The 18,225-nt window shown below is 40.2% G+C and carries 12 protein-coding genes and 1 pseudogene; 9 read left to right on the forward strand and 4 right to left on the reverse strand.

Annotated elements, in window-relative coordinates:
- Positions 1 to 461: 461 nt before the first annotated feature.
- The 3 genes from B4U84_RS22915 (at position 462) to B4U84_RS22925 (ending at position 6,390) form a co-directional block, all read left to right on the forward strand.
- The gene (locus B4U84_RS22915) at positions 462 to 2,039 is read left to right on the forward strand and encodes an efflux RND transporter periplasmic adaptor subunit (RefSeq protein WP_113698369.1); all 1,578 of its coding nucleotides are present in this window, start codon (positions 462 to 464) and stop codon (positions 2,037 to 2,039) included.
- A gap of 30 nt (positions 2,040 to 2,069) precedes the next feature.
- Positions 2,070 to 5,144 carry an efflux RND transporter permease subunit gene (locus B4U84_RS22920; protein WP_131120667.1) on the forward strand — a complete coding sequence of 1,025 codons (3,075 nt, stop codon included), beginning with the start codon at positions 2,070 to 2,072 and terminating at the stop codon, positions 5,142 to 5,144.
- Positions 5,145 to 5,676: 532 nt separating this feature from the next.
- A complete protein-coding gene (locus tag B4U84_RS22925) occupies positions 5,677 to 6,390 on the forward strand; it encodes a DUF305 domain-containing protein (protein WP_044452815.1) in 714 nt (237 codons plus the stop codon).
- Between the two features lie 42 nt (positions 6,391 to 6,432).
- Here the strand turns inward: B4U84_RS22925 and B4U84_RS22930 are convergent, their stop codons facing one another.
- Positions 6,433 to 6,627 (reverse strand): heavy-metal-associated domain-containing protein, encoded by a 195-nt coding sequence (locus tag B4U84_RS22930; RefSeq protein ID WP_131120668.1) that lies wholly within the window; start codon positions 6,625 to 6,627, stop codon positions 6,433 to 6,435.
- A gap of 243 nt (positions 6,628 to 6,870) precedes the next feature.
- Here B4U84_RS22930 and B4U84_RS22935 point away from each other — a divergent pair, with 243 nt between their 5' ends.
- The 4 genes from B4U84_RS22935 (at position 6,871) to ilvA (ending at position 11,833) form a co-directional block, all read left to right on the forward strand.
- Complete coding sequence (locus B4U84_RS22935) at positions 6,871 to 7,764, forward strand: DUF8832 domain-containing protein (protein ID WP_131120669.1); 894 nt, start codon at positions 6,871 to 6,873, stop codon at positions 7,762 to 7,764.
- A complete protein-coding gene (gene rppA, locus B4U84_RS22940; protein WP_131120670.1) occupies positions 7,761 to 8,465 on the forward strand; it encodes a two-component system response regulator RppA in 705 nt (234 codons plus the stop codon). Before B4U84_RS22935 ends, rppA begins: the two co-directional genes overlap by 4 nt.
- The gene (rppB, locus tag B4U84_RS22945; RefSeq protein WP_131120671.1) at positions 8,452 to 9,885 is read left to right on the forward strand and encodes a two-component system sensor histidine kinase RppB; all 1,434 of its coding nucleotides are present in this window, start codon (positions 8,452 to 8,454) and stop codon (positions 9,883 to 9,885) included. The genes rppA and rppB overlap by 14 nt, the downstream gene beginning before the upstream one ends.
- Before the next feature lie 436 nt (positions 9,886 to 10,321).
- Positions 10,322 to 11,833, forward strand: coding sequence for a threonine ammonia-lyase, biosynthetic (ilvA, locus tag B4U84_RS22950; RefSeq protein WP_131121044.1), 1,512 nt, complete (start codon positions 10,322 to 10,324; stop codon positions 11,831 to 11,833).
- 237 nt (positions 11,834 to 12,070) lie between these two features.
- Here ilvA and B4U84_RS22955 read toward each other — a convergent pair whose 3' ends face one another.
- Positions 12,071 to 12,319: a hypothetical protein gene (locus B4U84_RS22955; RefSeq protein ID WP_017311480.1), complete on the reverse strand. Its 249-nt coding sequence runs from the start codon at positions 12,317 to 12,319 to the stop codon at positions 12,071 to 12,073.
- 109 nt (positions 12,320 to 12,428) lie between these two features.
- On the opposite strand from B4U84_RS22955, the pseudogene B4U84_RS22960 reads away from it, so the two are divergent.
- A pseudogene (locus tag B4U84_RS22960) lies at positions 12,429 to 12,617 on the forward strand (hypothetical protein); the annotation flags it as partial.
- Here B4U84_RS22960 and B4U84_RS22965 read toward each other — a convergent pair.
- Complete coding sequence (locus B4U84_RS22965) at positions 12,577 to 14,448, reverse strand: glycosyltransferase family 39 protein (RefSeq protein ID WP_131120672.1); 1,872 nt, start codon at positions 14,446 to 14,448, stop codon at positions 12,577 to 12,579. The pseudogene B4U84_RS22960 and the gene B4U84_RS22965 overlap by 41 nt on opposite strands.
- Before the next feature lie 143 nt (positions 14,449 to 14,591).
- On the reverse strand, positions 14,592 to 15,812 hold the full coding sequence (locus B4U84_RS22970) for a glycosyltransferase (RefSeq protein ID WP_017311482.1): 1,221 nt from the start codon (positions 15,810 to 15,812) through the stop codon (positions 14,592 to 14,594).
- A gap of 582 nt (positions 15,813 to 16,394) precedes the next feature.
- Here B4U84_RS22970 and cofH point away from each other — a divergent pair.
- On the forward strand, positions 16,395 to 17,546 hold the full coding sequence (cofH, locus tag B4U84_RS22975; protein WP_131120673.1) for a 7,8-didemethyl-8-hydroxy-5-deazariboflavin synthase subunit CofH: 1,152 nt from the start codon (positions 16,395 to 16,397) through the stop codon (positions 17,544 to 17,546).
- Positions 17,547 to 18,225 lie beyond the last annotated feature (679 nt).

The raw sequence follows: 18,225 nt of genomic DNA on the forward strand, positions 1-18,225 counted from the left end.
TGTATCGACCTGCATTGTTAATGTATCGACCTGCATTGTTAATGTATCGACCTGCATTGTTAATGTATCGACCTGCATTGTTAATGTATCGACCTACATTGTTAATGCAGCCGTCTGTACGATCTATTTGACACTCCTCGCGCCTCTTGGTACGAAGATTCTTGCTTCAACAGGAGATCCAAAATGCCCCAGTAATTCTAAGAGTCGCCAAAACTCGATTTCATCCTAATTTCATTTCTAAATGAAACACTAGTGTAAGAGTGCATTTCTCAAACCCGAAAGTACTTTTGATATCAGGTTCGGATAATTAGCTATACTTCCCACAGTCATTGTACCCCACCCCCAACCCCTCCCCGCACGCGGGCAGGGGGGTGGGGTTCAAAGGGAATTATAAGTAATCAAGCGAACCTGATATGACCACTCGCAATTCCTGATGCTCCATACTCAAGGATTTTATGGCGATGTCTTCCCCTGTGCGTTCCCAAACACCTAAAGCAATTCCTTGTGTTTATGGCACAGTTGTTAGCCTGCTGTTATTAGCAAGTCCCGCAGTTGTTCTGGCTCATAGTGGACATGGAAACGAATTTCATCAAGAAAGTGAAACTACTCAAACGACTAATTCTATTCAAGTTGATCCTGACACAGCCAAACGTCTAGATATTAAAGTCAAACCAGTCCAACGTCAACAGATAACTTTAGGGATAAAAACCACTGGACAAATTGAAACTCTACCTAGCCAAAAAGTAGAAGTAACTACCCCAATTGCTGGGGCGAAAGTAGTTGAATTGTTGGTGGAACCAGGTGTAAGCGTGACAAAAGGTCAAGCGGTTGCTGTTGTCACCAGTCCTGATTTAGTGACACTGCGCGTTGAATCGCAAGAAAAACTTGCTCAAGCTCAAGCTGATTTACAGCAAGCGCAAGCTGATTTAAGACTGGCTCAACAAAATTATCAGAGATACCAACAAATAGCCGATTCTGAAATCGCTCAAGCCCAAAGCCAAGTATCATTTGCTCAAGAAAAATACGACAAAGACCAACAGTTAGTTGCTACTGGTGCTTTACCCCGACGCAATGCTTTAGAATCGCAAACCCAATTAGCAGAAGCTAAAGCCGAATTCACCAAAGCTAATAGTCGTCGAGACGTGATTGAGGCAGAAAATCAACTTAAACGCGCTCAGGCCGCAGTTAGTGTTGCAAAAAGACAAATTCAACTCAGTAATACTATTTATCAAACTCGGCTGCAACAATTGGGTAACAGTGGTAATACTAAGGGATTAGTGACGGTGACTGCTCCGATTGCTGGTAAAGTTGCAGATAGGGAAGTAACAATTGGTCAAACATTTGAGGATGCTGGTGGCAAGTTAATGACGATTGTAAATGATAGTCAGGTTTTTGCTACAGCTAATATTTATGAAAAAGATTTAGGTAAAGTAAAAATAGGTCAACGGGTAAGTGTCAAAGTTGATTCTTTAGCTGACCGTATTTTTACAGGAAAAATTGCCGTAATTGGATCAGTGGTAGAAGGTGAAACGCGCATAGTACCTGTAAAAGCCCAAATAAATAATCCAGGTGGAGTCCTCAAACCAGGGATGTTTGCAGAACTAGAAGTTCTAACAGACCAAACCTCAACACCTAGTTTGGCTATTCCTATTTCAGCTGTAGTTGATGTAAATGGTAAAAAACAGGTTTATGTGCAGAATGGTAATGCTTACCAACCTGTGGAAGTTACCTTGAGTCAAACATCCGGTGATATGGTTGAGGTCAAAAGTGGTTTATTCGAGGGAGACTTAGTAGTTACTCAGCGCGCACCTCAGCTTTATGCTCAATCATTGCGGGGTGATAGTAAGACAAAAGCAGACGAACATACACCAGCTCCTTCACAAACAACTGAAGTTAAAACATCTAGCTTACCAGCACCGGTGTGGTTGCTAGGAGCAGGTGGAGGAGTTGCGTTAGCGACCTCTTTTATCGCTGGTGCTTTTTGGTCAAATCGCCGGACTCGTTCTCGATTAGTACCAGCAGGTAATTCTGATGAGTGAAACAGTAGTTCGTCAACAATAGGTTTGTTAATGCTGAGTGCTATTATTCGATGGGCGATCGCTCGCCGTTGGTTAGTCATTCTGGGTACAATTATCATCACAGTTTGGATATTTCGGACAATTATCCAAATGCCTTTGGATGTCTTCCCCAGTTTCGCACCTCCACAAGTGGAAATTCAAACAGAAGCACCAGGACTTGCACCAGAGGAAGTAGAATCTCTAGTAACTTTACCAATTGAAAGTGCAATTAACGGTACTCCGGGAGTCACAGCAGTCCGTTCTTCTAGTGCGTCGGGAATCTCCGTTGTTAAAGTTATTTTTAATTGGGGAAGTGATATTTACCAAGCTCGCCAGCTAGTAACAGAGCGATTGCAACAAGCGCAAAGTAAACTTCCAGAAGGTGTAGAAACACCGCAAATTTCCCCTACTAGCTCCCCCATTGGTACTGTACTGCAATACGCTTTTACATCAGAAAATACTTCTTTAATGGAAGTGCGGCGTATTGTTGATTGGCAAGTAACAAACCGCCTTTTGGCTGTCGGTGGTGTTTCTCAGGTAGTAGCATATGGGGGTGATAGTCGCCAATATCAAGTATTAATTGATCCAGCAAAACTCAGAGCTTTTAATGTTACTTTAGAAGACGTAGAGCAAGCCGCCTCTGCTGCTAATGTTAATGCTCCAGGTGGTTATTTAATTACTCCCGATCGCGAAAAGTTAATTCGGGGTATCGGGCGAATTGAATCAACAGAAGACGTGAAGCAATCTGTAATTACTGCTCGCAATAATACACCTGTAAAAATATCAGATATTGCCGATGTGCAAATTGGGGCAGCTATCAAACGAGGTGATGGTAGTTTTAACGGTCAAAAAGCAGTGATTGTCATGATCAATAAACAACCACAAGCTGATACCCCTACTGTCACCCGTGCGATTGAGGCGGCGATGTCAGAAATTAAAGCAGGCTTACCCAAAGATATCAAAGTTACTCCTACCTTTCGCCAGGAAAATTATATAGATTCTTCGATTGAAAATGTTAGAGAAGCTTTAATCGAAGGCAGTATTATTGTTGCGATTATCTTAATTCCATTCTTAATGAATTGGCGCAATTTAGCGATTTGTTTAACAGCTTTGCCTTTGTCTTTGTTAGTAGGAATACTACTATTAAATTGGGTGGGACAAGGTTTAAATACCATGACTTTAGGAGGGTTAGCAGTAGCAATTGGTTCAGCTGTTGATGATGCGATCGTTGATGCTGAAAATGTCTACCGTAACCTCAGAGAAAATAAATATTCTCCCAATCCACGTCCTGTTTTAGAAGTGGTCTTTGACGGCTGTCAAGAAGTACGTGATTCGGTATTTGGAGCCACTATTATTACTATAGTTGTCTTTTCCCCAGTGTTTGCTTTGACTGGCGTAGAAGGTAGCATTTTTATTCCCATGGGATTGGGTTATATGGCGGCTGTGATTGCTTCTAGTATCACAGCATTAACGGTAACTCCAGCTTTATGTGCTATCTTACTACCTTATGGTCACTTGCCAGAAACCGAACCTTGGGTAGCAAGATTTTTTAAGCGACTTTATTATCCTTTATTAACATTTTCTCTAAAGCGTTCGGGAATTATTTTAGCCCTAGCTATTGCGAGTTTAGTAGCAGCAACTGTAATTGTTCCTTCATTTGGAAGAGTGTTTTTACCAGAGTTTCAAGAACAAACTTTGGTAAATACTTTAACTCTTTATCCGGGGGTTTCTCTGGAAGCTACTAATGCAGCTGGTGAAGCACTTCAACAAGCTCTGAAGGGAGATTCTAGATTTCCCTACGTGCAGTTACGTTCTGGACGTGCGCCTGGTGATGGAGATGCAGCAGGGGTGAATTTGGCACATTTGGACATCGAGTTAAGCGAAGCAGGAATGCAAGATAGGGAGGAGACAATTAAGAAGTTAAGAGAAGAATTTGCGAAATTACCGGGGGTAGCACCGAATATTGGTGGTTTCATCTCTCACCGCATGGATGAGGTATTGTCTGGGGTGAGAAGTGCGATCGCAGTCAAAATTTTTGGTTCCGATTTAGAACAACTCCGCACAATTGGACAGCAAGTTGATAATGTCATGAAAACCGTTAATGGGATTGTCGATTTACAACTTGAACCGCAAATACCAATCGAACAAATACAAATTAAGTTTAACCGTCCGGCTGCTTCGAGATACGGATTGACGGTAGGAAAACTTTCTGAAATTATCGAAACTGCTCTTAATGGTAGAGTCGTGTCTCAAGTTTTGGAGAAACAACAAACTTTTGATTTACTTGTGTGGTTAAAGCCAGATGCACGTCAAAACTTGGATACCATTCGCAATCTGTTAGTTGATACTCCTGACGATCAAAAGATTCCCTTAGCACAAGTTGCCACAATTGAAAATGGCACTGGTCCCAATACTATCAACAGAGAAAATGTCTCTCGTTTAATAGTTGTTTCTGCTAATGCCAACGGTAGAGATTTGCGCTCTATTGTGAATGAAATTCAAGATAAAGTACACCAACAAGTACAGATACCTCCGGGTTACTATATCCAATATGCGGGGCAATTTGAGGCAGAAGAAAGAGCAACTCAAAATATTTTAATTTTCAGTGCTATAGCCTTTGTTGCTATTACAGTCATCATGTACCTTTCAGTTAAATCTATTCCTTCTACCGCCATGATTATGATTAATTTGCCTTTAGCATTAGTAGGGGGAGTATTTTCAGTGGCTTTGAGTGGTGGTATTATTTCTATTGCTTCTTTAGTTGGCTTTGTCACTTTGTTTGGAGTTGCTACTCGTAACGGCTTGTTATTGGTGGATAATTACAACACCAAATTTGCAGAAGGAATGCCACTTAAGGAACTATTAATCAAAGGTTCAATGGAACGGCTAAACGCTATTTTAATGACAGCTTTTACCTCAGCTTTAGGATTAGCACCTTTAGTAATTGAAAGCGGCCCAGGAAAAGAAATTCTTCAACCACTTTCGATAGTAGTATTAGGTGGATTGTTTACTTCTACAGCATTAACGCTAGTGGTTTTACCTGCTTTATATGCTAAGTTTGGCAAGTTATTAATGCCAACCAACTAATTAAACTAATTAATATATATAGTTATAACAATCCTATATGATTTGTGAAAATCCCAGAGCTTAGATCCCCGACTTCTTTGAGAAGTCGGGGATCTTGTCTGGAGCGAATGATTTAGGAATGCTATATAGCTTAGGTGATTCCCATACCTTTGAAGAAGGGTACGCCTACGAAGACGCTAGGCGATAATTAGACCCTGAAAGGGGCTTGCATCCGCTTTATAGCGATCGCATTGTAAATAAATTTTGATATAAAACAACATTTCATCTTGATTTCATTCTGAAATGAAAAGCTAGAAATGTGGGCTTTTGTCAACCTAATAACTCAAATTGGTCAGATTTGATAAGTAAAGTTTTGTTGCTGTAACTTGACTCTCCACTTGAGTAGAGATTTGACAATTGAAGTTAAGGAGGAAATAATCACGATAAAAGACAAATAAAACTGTTATATACTCAAAACTTCCTCATAAATTCCCGCTAAATTTAACTAGAGAAACCAAGTATTTAGCCTTCATTCTCTCATAGAGGTGAAGTTATGAAGAACAAAAATTTGATTTATGGTCTGATAGGGTTATTGAGCAGTAGTGCTTTGGGAGGACTATTAATCATCAATAACACGCAAGCTCAATCCCCAAATCCACAACATAATATTCATCACCGATTTGCTCAAGTTACTCCTTCCCAATCTTCCCAGCCTTTGCAACGACGAATGATGACTCAAGTGGATCGACATTTCATTGAAATGATGATTCCTCACCATGAAGATGCTATAGAAATGGCTAAGTTGGCTTTAAAGCGGGCTAAACATCCCGAAATTAAAAAACTAGCTCAAGCTATTATCAAAGACCAAAACCGCGAAATTGAACAGATGCGTTCTTGGTACAAAAAGTGGTATGGCACAGAAGTACCTGCTACTCCAATGGCTGGTATGGGGATGATGAGAATGCACCAAGGTAGGGGTGAGGGTATGAACCGAGGAATGATGAGAATGTCTATGCATCGAGATATGCAGGTGCATTTGGATATTCTCAAGAATTCCTCTGACTTTGATCGAGAATTTATTCGTGAGATGATTCCGCATCACCGAATGGCGGTAATGATGTCGTATATGGTTGTTAACAGTGGTACACACCCCGAACTTCGCAACTTAGCTCAATCCATCATTCAGACTCAAACGGCTGAAATCACACAAATGCAGCAATGGTATCAGGCTTGGTATGAGCCTGCTGCTAGTACTCTGTCAAGATAAAAATGACGGGTTGTAGAGACGTAGCATTGCTACGTCTCTACTTCACGCAACTGAATAACCAGCTGCTGTGACTGCTTCCTTAATTTCGGTTTCAGATGCTTGAGTTTCAATGGTGACTAACTTCGTATTTGGGTCAGTCTGAACCATAGCAGCAGAATCAACAGCTTGAATGGCTTTTGTGATAGTCTCGCCGCAAGCAGAACAAGCCATGTTCGGAACTGTGAGTTGAAGAGTCATAGTTTTCATCCTTGATTTGCTTAACTGATTATATTGTGGATTCTCTAGCTGACTGGAGAGTCAAGGGGGGTAAGAAAAATTTTTTGATGGGAAAGTCTTTATTTGTTCTTACTACTCATCAAAAGCAATATCCTGATGTTTTAGAGGATTTCATCCAAATTTCATCATCGAATGGCAGACTAATAGTAAATCACCAATTTCACCAACAAAATATTTCTGTTTTACAATCAAATCTGTAAACAAATGAACCGAATTCTTACTGTACTAACTATCACTTCAAGTCTTGTTCTCACTCAAGCTTGCGCCTCACAAGAAAAATCTTCCCAAACTAGCGAAATATCAATTCTGAATACAAATACTATTGCAAATGCCAAACCCCACACAGATCACAATATGGGGAATGACCACAATCAGCATTCTGGTCATTCTAACTTAGAATCAGCAAACGCGATCGCAGAGCTTAAAACACCCAGCAAAATTATTCCTAAAAATCCTGTCTCTTTAGCAATTGATATCAAAGATAAAGCAGGTAAAGCAATTGCTAATTTTGATCAATTCCAAGAACAATTAATGCATTTAATTGTCGTTAGTGATGACCTGCAATCTTTTCAACACGTTCATCCTACATATAAAGGCAATGGACGTTTTGAAGTGAAAACAGATTTTCCCTATCCTAGCGGTTACACTCTTTTTAGTGACTACAAAGTAGCAGGAAAAGCAGAACAAGTTTCAGTGTTAAAAACACAAGTTCCAGGACAATCACCAATTACACCAAAAATTGATTTAGCTACTAATAAAACATTTGGCAACACTAAAATTAACCTGAAATTAACTCAACCCACAATCAAAGCTGGACAAGAAGTTCATGTAATTTTCAATTTACAAGATACCGTAAGTAATCAACCACCCGCAGATTTGAAACCTTATTTAGGAGAAAGCGGACATTTAGTCATCCTCAAGCAGTCATCGCCATTAACACAAGCAGATTATATCCATGCTCATGCGATGAAAAATACTCCAAAAGGTGAAATTCATTTTATGACCAGTTTTCCGAAGCCAGGAAAATATAAAATGTGGGGACAGTTTAATCGAAATAACAAAATCATTACTGCTGATTTCTGGGTAGATGTGCAATGAGAGTCTTACTAGTTGAAGATGAACCCGATTTAGGTACTGCAATTAAGCGAACTCTTAGCCAGCAGAAATATTTAATTGATTGGGTAGTTGATGGTAACGATGCATGGGCATATTTAGAAAATAGCTGGACGCAATATACACTAGCTATTTTTGATTGGATGCTACCAGGAATATCAGGATTAGAATTGTGTAAGCAACTACGTTACCACAAAAATCCTCTACCTGTGTTGATGCTCACAGCAAAAGACAGTATGGAAGATAAAGTTGCTGGTTTAGATGCAGGTGCAGATGATTATTTAGTGAAGCCATTTGGAATGGCAGAATTATTAGCGCGATTACGTGCTTTGCAAAGGCGATCGCCTCAATTTCAACCACAGGAATTAACAGTAGGTAATCTGACTTTGGATTATGGCAATAATATAGTTGTCAATCAAAATTCTGGAGAAAATAAACAGGAAATTTCCCTGACTAATAAAGAATTCCAGCTACTAGAATATTTTATGAAACATCCAAACCAAATTATTACTACTGAACAACTTCGCAATCAGCTTTGGGAAGTGAATGCAGAACCGATTAGTAATGTAGTAGCGGCTCAAATACGTTTGTTACGTCGTAAACTAGTTAACAGTGGCTGCGGGAACATGATTGAAACTTTGCATGGTATGGGATATCGTCTCAATCTGACGGATGAATCAGAATAAGCTGTTTCAATTAACACGCTTGCATTTAGCTTTGTGGTACGCCCTTGTTATGGCGTTAATTTTAAGTGTATGCGGCTTTGGTATTTACAGAGCGATCGCTCATGCTCATTGGGTAACATTAGACCGAGAAATAGAATCAGTTGCGGGAACATTACACGATAGTATTGAACTAAAATTACAGCAACCTGGTCGATTAGAACCAGTAATACAAGAGCTTCTACCAAATATCTGTGTGGTAGGAAATAGATGTACCCCAGAACCATCAAATTTACGACGCCATACTCTGAGCGCGATTAATCAAGGTCACTATTATGTACGTTTTTTTGACAATTCTGGACGTTTGTTTGCTATAGCTGGTTCTAATCCCGAAGCATTATCATCTGAGTTTAACAAAGAATTATGGCAGACCTTAAAAGATGGTCAAGGTAAACTTTATCACCAGATTTCTTTGACATTGCATACTCAAAACAATGATGATTGGGGGTATATGCAAGTAGGGCGAAGTCTGGAAGACTTCAATAGTTATTTAGATGCAGTAAAACTCACTTTAGCATTAGGCTCACCAATTGTTATCGGTCTAGTTGGTCTTGCTAGTTGGTGGCTAGCAGGATTAGCAATGCAACCAATTTATAAATCTTACAGACAAATTCAGCAATTTACAGCAGATGCTGCACACGAGTTGCGGACACCTTTAGCCGCAACCCAAGCAACAGTGGAATCAGCACTTTTTATACCACAATTAGATGAAACAGAAGCACGGGAAATTCTGCAAAGCATACAACGTCAGAATCAACGACTGACTACTCTGGTAACTGATTTATTACTACTAACCAGATTAGATCGTCAAACAGTGCCAATGCGACGCGATATTTGCTGTTTAAATGATATTATTGACGACTTAATAGAAGAATTTGCCGCATTAGCGATCGCAGCAGGAATAAAACTCAAATCAACAATACGAGTTTCAGACCCTGTGAATATTATCGGTGATGGAGACCAGGTTTATCGGCTATTTTCTAATTTAATTATTAATGCCATTCAATACACACCATCAGCAGGAAAAGTAACTGTTTACTTAGACCGCAGTGATCATCATGCTGTAATTCAGATTGAAGATACAGGAATTGGGATTCCTCAACCAGAATTGTCACAGATTTTTGATCGCTTTTATCGTGTAAATTGCGATCGCTCTCGTACTACTGGCGGTTCTGGATTGGGATTAGCAATTTCCCAAGCAATTGTCCAAGCACACCACGGTAGCTTAAATGTGCAAAGTGAATTAGGTAAAGGTAGTACTTTTACGATTAAGTTACCTTTCAATATCCGCCCACTGAATAGCGTTCGCTCTATTTATAAGGAAAGCAGAGCTGTTTCATCGAACCGAAAAAATAAAGCCAAGCCTTATTATTTTTTCGCCTAGTCCACCAATTTCTTCGTGGGTAACTCAACTCAAATGCAAAAACCTGGCCAAAGGTGACCAGGTTATGCAAACTCCTTGGTGATCAAGTTGATGTTATCGCTCAGAGTTAAAAAAAGTAGATAGTAAAGGTGGACATCACTAACAGCAAACCCAGCATAATCTTGTTTTTCCGCTTAGGGATTTGGCTTCTCCTCTGTCGAAGAATATGCCACACTCTATGACTGTTATGCTGACAGTTTACTAGGGCTTCATGACGGGGGACACCAAGTCATTTGCCCAATTCAGTTTGGTTGTGCTTTGTCTGGTATCCTGTTTATTAATCTATCATCCCAAAAATTAGTGGCAAGTCTGTTTTAACTGAAGTTAACGAGTCTTTAAGTTTCTCAATATGGAAAATGCTTACCTCTATCCGGCATCTATCAACCTGTTCACGCCCATGCTTTGTGACTACTTGGTACAAATTCTGACCGCTCGCGTTTACGATGTTGCCCAAGAAACACCATTAGAATACGCTCCAAATTTATCTGCACGATTGAATAACAAGCTACTACTGAAACGCGAAGATATGCAGTCAGTATTTTCCTTTAAGCTGCGTGGCGCTTATAACAAGATGGCAAATTTATCTCCGGATCTGCTTGCTCAGGGTGTAATTGCTGCATCTGCGGGAAACCATGCTCAAGGTGTGGCTCTTGGTGCGCGAGAGTTAGGAACACGAGCAATTATTGTTATGCCAGTAACCACACCCCAGGTCAAGATAGACGCAGTTAGAGCGCGTGGCGGTGAAGTGGTATTACATGGTGATACGTACGATGATGCCTATGCTTACGCTCGTCAACTTGAGGTAGAAAAAGGCTTAACTTTTATTCATCCCTTTGATGATCCCGATGTAATTGCTGGACAAGGAACCATCGGTATGGAAATTCTCCGCCAATACCAGCAACCCATCCAGGCAATTTTTGTAGCGATTGGGGGAGGTGGACTGATTTCTGGGATTGCAGCTTATGTAAAACGGTTACGTCCAGAGATCAAGATTATTGGGGTTGAGCCAGTAGACGCAGATGCCATGTATCAATCGCTGCAAGCTGGAAAACGGGTTCGGTTGTCCCAAGTCGGCTTATTTGCTGACGGTGTCGCAGTGCGGGAAGTAGGAGAGGAGACTTTCCGACTGTGTCAGCAGTATGTCGATGAAATTATTTTAGTTGATACAGATGATATTTGTGCAGCGATAAAAGACGTATTTGAAGATACAAGATCAATAGTGGAACCGGCGGGAGCATTGGCGATCGCAGGCGCTAAAGCTTATGTAGAGCGGGAACAAATTCAGGGACAAACATTGATAGCTGTTACCTGTGGCGCGAATATGAATTTTGATCGTCTTCGCTTTGTTGCAGAACGAGCTGAACTAGGTGAACGCCGTGAAGCTATCTTTGCAGTGACAATTCCAGAGGAACAGGGAAGTTTACGTAAGTTTTGTGAATGTATGGGTAGACGCAACCTGACTGAGTTTAACTATCGAATTGCTGATCAAAAAGAAGCTCATATTTTTGTCGGTGTACAAATCGAAAATCGTGGTGATCGGGCAAAGTTGGTTACAACTTTTGAAAGTTGTGGATTCAAGACAATTGACTTAACCGATGATGAACTGACAAAATTACATCTGCGCCACATGGTAGGCGGACACTCTCCCCTAGCTCATAATGAATTACTCTACCGCTTCGAGTTTCCCGAACGCCCTGGCGCATTGATGAAGTTTGTCGGTTCTATGAGTCCCAACTGGAATATTAGTATGTTCCACTACCGGAATAATGGGGCAGATTATGGAAGGATTGTGGTAGGAATACAGGTTCCCCCTCACGAAATGGAAGAGTGGGAGGCTTTTTTGGATACACTTGGTTATCGTTATTGGGATGAAAATAAGAATCCGGCGTATAAGCTGTTTTTGGGATAGATCAAAATGTATCTCTTGACATGAAGTGTCAAGAATCCCCGTGCGTTCACGCCGGGGAGTATGTCAAAAGAGCAAAATAATTAATCTTAATCGGAATTTCCCCCGGTGAAAATGTCAGTAGACCGAAAAATGAGTGCGATCGGGCACAGAACGATAGCTGAAAAACAGATTATTTTCAAACAAACTGTATTTTTAGATACATTTTCTTCCAAAACTCTTTTGCAACTGATATTAAGTCTATTGACTATTGAAGTTTGAGGGTGGGCGATCGCTACTCCAAGCCCACCAGACACAACCACACTGACAGTGGTAGAATTCTTGCCATTTGCGACGGTATTCCTCTGTAATTACGGGCGAACGGCGATTAATCCAAACTTGTGTAGCTTCCAAACTGCTAGCATGACATGTGGGACAGCAAAACTCACGAGCATGAATTGCTTTACTAGTCCATTCGGGTGGAATAGGAGCAAAAGCTTCTATAGTCATTTGTTATTTGTCATTGGTCATTTGTCATTGGTCATCAAAACTGGGATTTGAAAATCCAATAGCTTAGGTATTCTAAGCATATATCAAAAAATCAAACAAACTGATGACTGAAGCCGCACAGCATTTGTTGTCTGCGATTGAGACAGTTACAAAAATAGAACGGCGTAATCTTCTAAATTTTCATGAATTAATTCGTTGTCAAAACTTGCGATCGCTCGCTGGTTTGTCTTCAGTAAATGTACCAAATAAATTCGGAATTATGAATTACAGTGATAAAGTTTATACTCATAACCATTAATTGCTGGTAAAGTTTGGCTGTGCTTAACACAATTTTTGACTGCTTCTGGTTCAGCAGCACGAAAGTTTACTAACCATAAGTCAAGAGGACGGGGTAGCTTTTCTAAGGTCTTTTGGAGAGTATTAGAAGCATTAGTATGTTTGTCTTTATGGGCTAGAAGGAATTTTGGAGAAAGGGAAATAGAATCGTGAAACTTGAATTCTCTCGCAACTCCCATCATTTCACCAATTTGTACGTGAGTTTTTTGGGTAGTCGCAATTAATATCGGCACTTTAGATGTATTTTGAATCAATTCAATAAATAAATCTGGGCGGTAATATTTTTGATACCCTAAATTACAAATAACTGTGATAGCACTGAGAAAGCCAATTACCCAAATAACTAGCACAGACATTTTTCCCGTTACTCCCCATTTTACTGTTTTCCCTGGGGGAATATTCCAAGTAATTGCTAAACTCGCTCCTAATAAAACCACTACGGCAGGAAAATACACAAAGTTATAACGAGCGCCTCTGGTAAGATCAATGCCAAGAAAATAAGTAAAGCAAAAGAATAAAGCGATCGCCCCCACAACTACACCAGCAAACATTTGTGTAATCATACGGCTTTGTGGTTTGTAAAGCTGAGTTTTAAAACCATTAATTAAAATTGGTACTACCCAAATCAAGAAGATAGCCATGACTAACCCAGAAACAATTACTACTGCTAGCTGCGGTGATTCCACTGGTAGTAAGACTATCATCGTAACCCAGGCTGCCATCGCTTGAAAAATTGGACTAATCCAAGCAATACCAATGCGATCGCCTTGAATCCAATTTGTTAACTTATCGCCATAGGCATTATGTAAAAATGCTGGTATCCAAACTATACCCCCGATCAAACTGCCAACAGCAACAGCATAAATACGGCCCCAAGGAGGAGAAAATACAGATACAGAGAACTTGAAACGTGGAAGACTTGGAACACGGAAAGAGGAAAACTTTGCTGAAGCTTGTGAAGATGTGGAAAAGGGGAAATGCGGTGATAGAGAGAATGTATCATCTTTCTTCGCTGTGTTTTGGTGTATTCGGATCTCCGTATCTTCTTTACTGTGTCTCCCTGTCTTCGTGTCTGTTTGTCTCCACTGTTCCCAAGCTAGAAAAATTAATACAACGGCTTCAGTAACCAGGGTGAGTGCAAAGAAATAATGAGTTGCAACACCTAAAGCATTAATTCCTATCCAAGCAAATACTAACCACAGGGGTAACTGATTACCTTTTTGGATATGGCGCGTGGTAACTACCAAGCAAGCCAGAGAAGCAATAACCCACAAAATAGCTAAACTATAGTGACGAGCTTCTTGAGCTAAAAAAATGCCGTAGGGTGAAATAGCCATAATTGCAGCAGCTAAATGACTCACCAAACGGGAACGAAAAGCCAGCCAGCTTAAACCATAAATAGCAGGAATTGATATTGCTCCAAAAATAGCAGCAAGCGATCGCGCTCCCCATAATGAAACTAAACCTGCTTGTGCGGGAAACAACTTCACCCATAAGTGAGTTAGCACAAAGTATAAAGGTGGATGATTGCTTTCACTAAATAAGTGTGTCAGCACATCTCGAATAGTTGCACCTGGTTGGGGTTGTAGTGGTTGTAATAAAACATCGATAGCGATTGGTTGATTTAACGGTACTGGCAAAAAACTATTTCCCAGACTGAATACCAAAGTAGAAAATTCGTCTGTCCAAGGGGGTTTTGCTGTCAAATTGATTAAGCGCAAACCAACACCGATGAACAGCCAAACCAAGAGCAAACAAGGATGAAACCAACGGGGATATGGTGGAGCCGCCATCACATTGAATATTGAATATAAGTATCAGACGTGAGTTTTGAATTAAAGTTCAATTCAACATCGTACCCCGAATCGCTCAGAATGCCTCATCCCTCTGGAGAGTGGGAATAACACATACTTAGTTGCTTGAATTCTAAAAATATTTATTTTACTTGAGTAACACGCCAACTGAGCTTGAGGTTCACCCAAAAATTCCAAATAGTAGCAATGGCGATCGCAATCAAATTCGCAATATAGCGGTTGCGAATCATGAAATTAAACACCAAGTTCAACACTACCACATTCAAAACCAGACCCGCCAAACAGATAATGTTGAATTTCAAAAACCGCTTCATGCGCTGACGCCATGAGTTTTGTTGCATCGCCACATCTGCAAAAGTCCAAGCATCATTCCACAAAAAATTATTAAAAATCGCAATCTCACCAGCCAGGATCTTACTCCGAGTTAAGGGCAATCCCAAGGTAGTTGGGTCGCTGAGTAAGTAAAGCACCGCCATATCTACAAATACTCCACTTAGTCCCACCAAACCAAAACGGACAAATCGACCAACTGGGAAGTTTTGACTTAATTTTCCAATGTGTCCAGTGGAAAGGCGTAACCGTAATAAATGATGAATGTATTCTAAATATTGCTTCCAAGTAACCTTGCTTTCACCCTGTTTGCGTTCACAAAATACGTAACCAACTTCAGCGATCTGCTTGATTTGACCACGCCCGATTACCTCCAGCAATATTTTGTATCCTACGGGATTGAGAATAACATTAGCTATGCTGTGGCGACGTAAGAGAAAATAACCACTCATTGGGTCTGAAACTCGACCAACCACACTAGGCAAAATTACCAATCCTAACAATTGAGCGCCACGAGACAAAAAACGTCTTGTTAAACTCCAGCTAGAGACTCCCCCACCATCTACATGACGACTAGCGACGGCTAGATCTGCTCCTTGGACAATTCCATCTAGTAGTTGTAGCAGCACATGGGGTGGATGCTGTAAATCACCATCTATCACCCCTAAAATACTTCCTTTTGCTACTTGCCAACCCCGAATTACTGCTGAGGAAAGCCCCCTTTCATGCTGACGCCGCATTACTTGCAATTGCGGGTATTGTTGCATTAAAGATTGTGCTACTTGCCATGTACCATCTAGACTATCATCGTCTACCACTATCAATTCGTAGTTTCCGGGAATACGCTCATCCAGTAATTGAGTTAATCTTTGGATGATTTTTCCGATATTGGTAGCTTCGTTGTAGGTCGGAATTACCAGGGAAAACCATACTAATTCTTGAGACCGTAATTCTGGTATCTGTAAGGTTCCTGATGGAACTGCTAACAATGAACTGGGTTGATTTCTATTCATTAAGCAAAGTAGGGATTATCAAAAAGCAGCAATATTCGCATTTTGTGAGAGAGCTAATGTCGTTTATATTACTCCTTAGTTAATGTGTAAGATAGTTTATATTTTTTTAAATTTTAATATAACTCAGGGTATACAAATTTTATCAATAGTTATTACATAAAATTTATCGCACTTGCACAAGTGTCATATAAAATTCTCATTTTTGTTTGTAGTAAGGACTTCAGTCCTGATTCTGAGGACTAAAGTCCTCACTACAAACTTGTAATTTATTAATTAATTTTGTAAAATTCAGATTTTTCGAGAAGGTAGATAGCATAAACTATTCTCAATAAATAAAAAATAGACTTTTTAATATCTAATATTATTTTTATAATTTTTTCCCCATCAATTTAATTAACACCTGATTTGATTAAAGCTCATAAAACAATAGCCGTAAAATTACTTTAAGCCTCGTAATTTTAGCTACAATTAAATATTGAAAGTTAAAAACCGAAAATATCAAAACTTAGTTAGTAAAATTTTATTAGTTCACTATAGTCAATTTCCAGTCAATCGAGTCTTTGAGAGCAACGGCATATTAAGGTGATAAACAGCACAGTAGAAAAAATTCTTGATCGTGCCTTGATGGGGTACGATTTATCTTCTGAACAGGGATTGGTATTGTTACAACAATCTGATGCAAGTTCAATTGCTGCAATTCGTGTGACAGCAGACAAACTGCGTCAACGGCAAGTAGGCGACACAGTTACCTATGTGATCAATCGTAATATCAACTTTACTAATATCTGCGAACAGCACTGTAGTTTCTGCGCTTTCCGACGAGATGAAGGTGACGAAGGTGCTTATTGGTTAGATTGGACAGCAATTGTGGAAAAAACGCAAGATGCTGTCAAACGGGGTGCAACAGAAATTTGTATGCAAGGTGGGTTAAATCCAGCAGCCCAAATCAACGGTAAGTCTCTGTCTTACTACCTTAAATTAGTCAAAACTATTAAACAAGAATTTCCTCATCTGCATCTACACGCTTTTTCTCCCCAAGAAGTACAATTCATCGCTAGAATCGATGGGCTAAGTTATGCTGAGGTCATAGCTGCTTTACGAGATGCTGGTGTCGGTTCTATGCCAGGAACAGCAGCGGAAGTATTAGATGATGAAGTACGGCGCGTACTGTGTCCGGAAAAAATTGACACCGCAACTTGGTTAGAAATTGTCACCACAGCTCATAAATTGGGTTTGCACACCACTAGTACAATGCTGTCAGGACATATTGAGAATCCAGAACAACAAATTCAGCATTTAGAAAAATTGCGATCGCTCCAACAAACTGCCATCAATCAAGAATATCCAGCGCGAATTACTGAGTTTATTTTGTTACCTTTTGTTGGACAAGAAGCGCCCAAACCCCTGCGCCGTCGTGTAGGACGAGATCAGCCAGTGTTAGAAAATGCACTTTTGCTTACCGCAGTTGCAAGGATTTTCTTAGGAAACTGGATTTCTAACCATCAACCAAGCTGGGTAAAACTAGGACTTCCAGGAGCGATAGAAGCTCTCAATTGGGGCTGTAATGATATTGGCGGAACATTGATGGAAGAACACATTACCACTATGGCAGGAGCAATAGGAGGTACATGTATGGAAGTTGAAACCTTACAAAGTGCGATCGCTTCTCTAGCAAGACCTTACCAACAACGAGATACTCTATATCAAAAGATAGGCAAGAGTCGTCTTTCGTAAACAAGTATTTGTATTTCGCTGATGAGTGTTTGAGACTCGACGACGGGTCTTTTATACTCGACGACGAGTGTTTGATACTCGCTGACGAGTGTTTGAGACTCGACGACGAGTATTTGTATTTCGCTGATGAGTATTTGTATTTCGCTGATGAGTATTTGTATTTCGCTGATGAGTATTTGTATTTCGCTGATGAGTATTTGTATTTCGCTGATGAGTGTTTGTATTTCGCTGATGAGTATTTGTATTTCGCTGATGAGTGTTTGTATTTCGCTGATGAGTGTTTGATACTCGCTGACGAGTCTTTTATACTGGGCGACAAGTGTTTGAGACTCGCTGACAGGAGAGAGTAAAAGACCGATAACCCAACGGCGAGCTAGCCCCTTTCTTTAGATATGGGGGCAAGCCGTTGGCGAATTTATTCGCCTTCAAACTTCTTTTTGCAATTGAAAGCAAGGAACGTCAGTGACGCTGGAATCCCCTGCCTTTAGGCATGGCAGGGCTGTTTCATTCTTGGAAGAAAAATGATTCAATCGAAACTGAGGTAACAAACTTAAGCGAGGGTGCGGCGTAGCCGCACCCAAGCGCTAATCAGACTTTCGACAAATTGTCCGGGGGTATCTATGACAGCAGGCTTGATTGAAGAACTCAAAAAAATTAAAGATTTTCGCACCAAAAAGGG

Origin of the sequence: Westiellopsis prolifica IICB1 (genome assembly GCF_004323185.1) — a bacterium.
Lineage (GTDB): Bacteria > Cyanobacteriota > Cyanobacteriia > Cyanobacteriales > Nostocaceae > Pelatocladus > Pelatocladus prolificus_A.

What these genes read in the sequence shown, in the direction of transcription:
- B4U84_RS22930 (WP_131120668.1), bottom strand. Translation starts at nt 6,627, where the DNA reads ATGACTCTTCAACTCACAGTTCCGAACATGGCTTGTTCTGCTTGCGGC.
- B4U84_RS22915 (WP_113698369.1), top strand. Translation starts at nt 462, where the DNA reads ATGTCTTCCCCTGTGCGTTCCCAAACACCTAAAGCAATTCCTTGTGTT.
- rppA (WP_131120670.1), top strand. Translation starts at nt 7,761, where the DNA reads ATGAGAGTCTTACTAGTTGAAGATGAACCCGATTTAGGTACTGCAATT.
- B4U84_RS22920 (WP_131120667.1), top strand. Translation starts at nt 2,070, where the DNA reads ATGCTGAGTGCTATTATTCGATGGGCGATCGCTCGCCGTTGGTTAGTC.
- B4U84_RS22970 (WP_017311482.1), bottom strand. Translation starts at nt 15,812, where the DNA reads ATGAATAGAAATCAACCCAGTTCATTGTTAGCAGTTCCATCAGGAACC.
- ilvA (WP_131121044.1), top strand. Translation starts at nt 10,322, where the DNA reads ATGCTTTGTGACTACTTGGTACAAATTCTGACCGCTCGCGTTTACGAT.
- B4U84_RS22935 (WP_131120669.1), top strand. Translation starts at nt 6,871, where the DNA reads ATGAACCGAATTCTTACTGTACTAACTATCACTTCAAGTCTTGTTCTC.
- B4U84_RS22965 (WP_131120672.1), bottom strand. Translation starts at nt 14,448, where the DNA reads ATGGCGGCTCCACCATATCCCCGTTGGTTTCATCCTTGTTTGCTCTTG.
- rppB (WP_131120671.1), top strand. Translation starts at nt 8,452, where the DNA reads ATGAATCAGAATAAGCTGTTTCAATTAACACGCTTGCATTTAGCTTTG.
- B4U84_RS22925 (WP_044452815.1), top strand. Translation starts at nt 5,677, where the DNA reads ATGAAGAACAAAAATTTGATTTATGGTCTGATAGGGTTATTGAGCAGT.
- B4U84_RS22955 (WP_017311480.1), bottom strand. Translation starts at nt 12,319, where the DNA reads ATGACTATAGAAGCTTTTGCTCCTATTCCACCCGAATGGACTAGTAAA.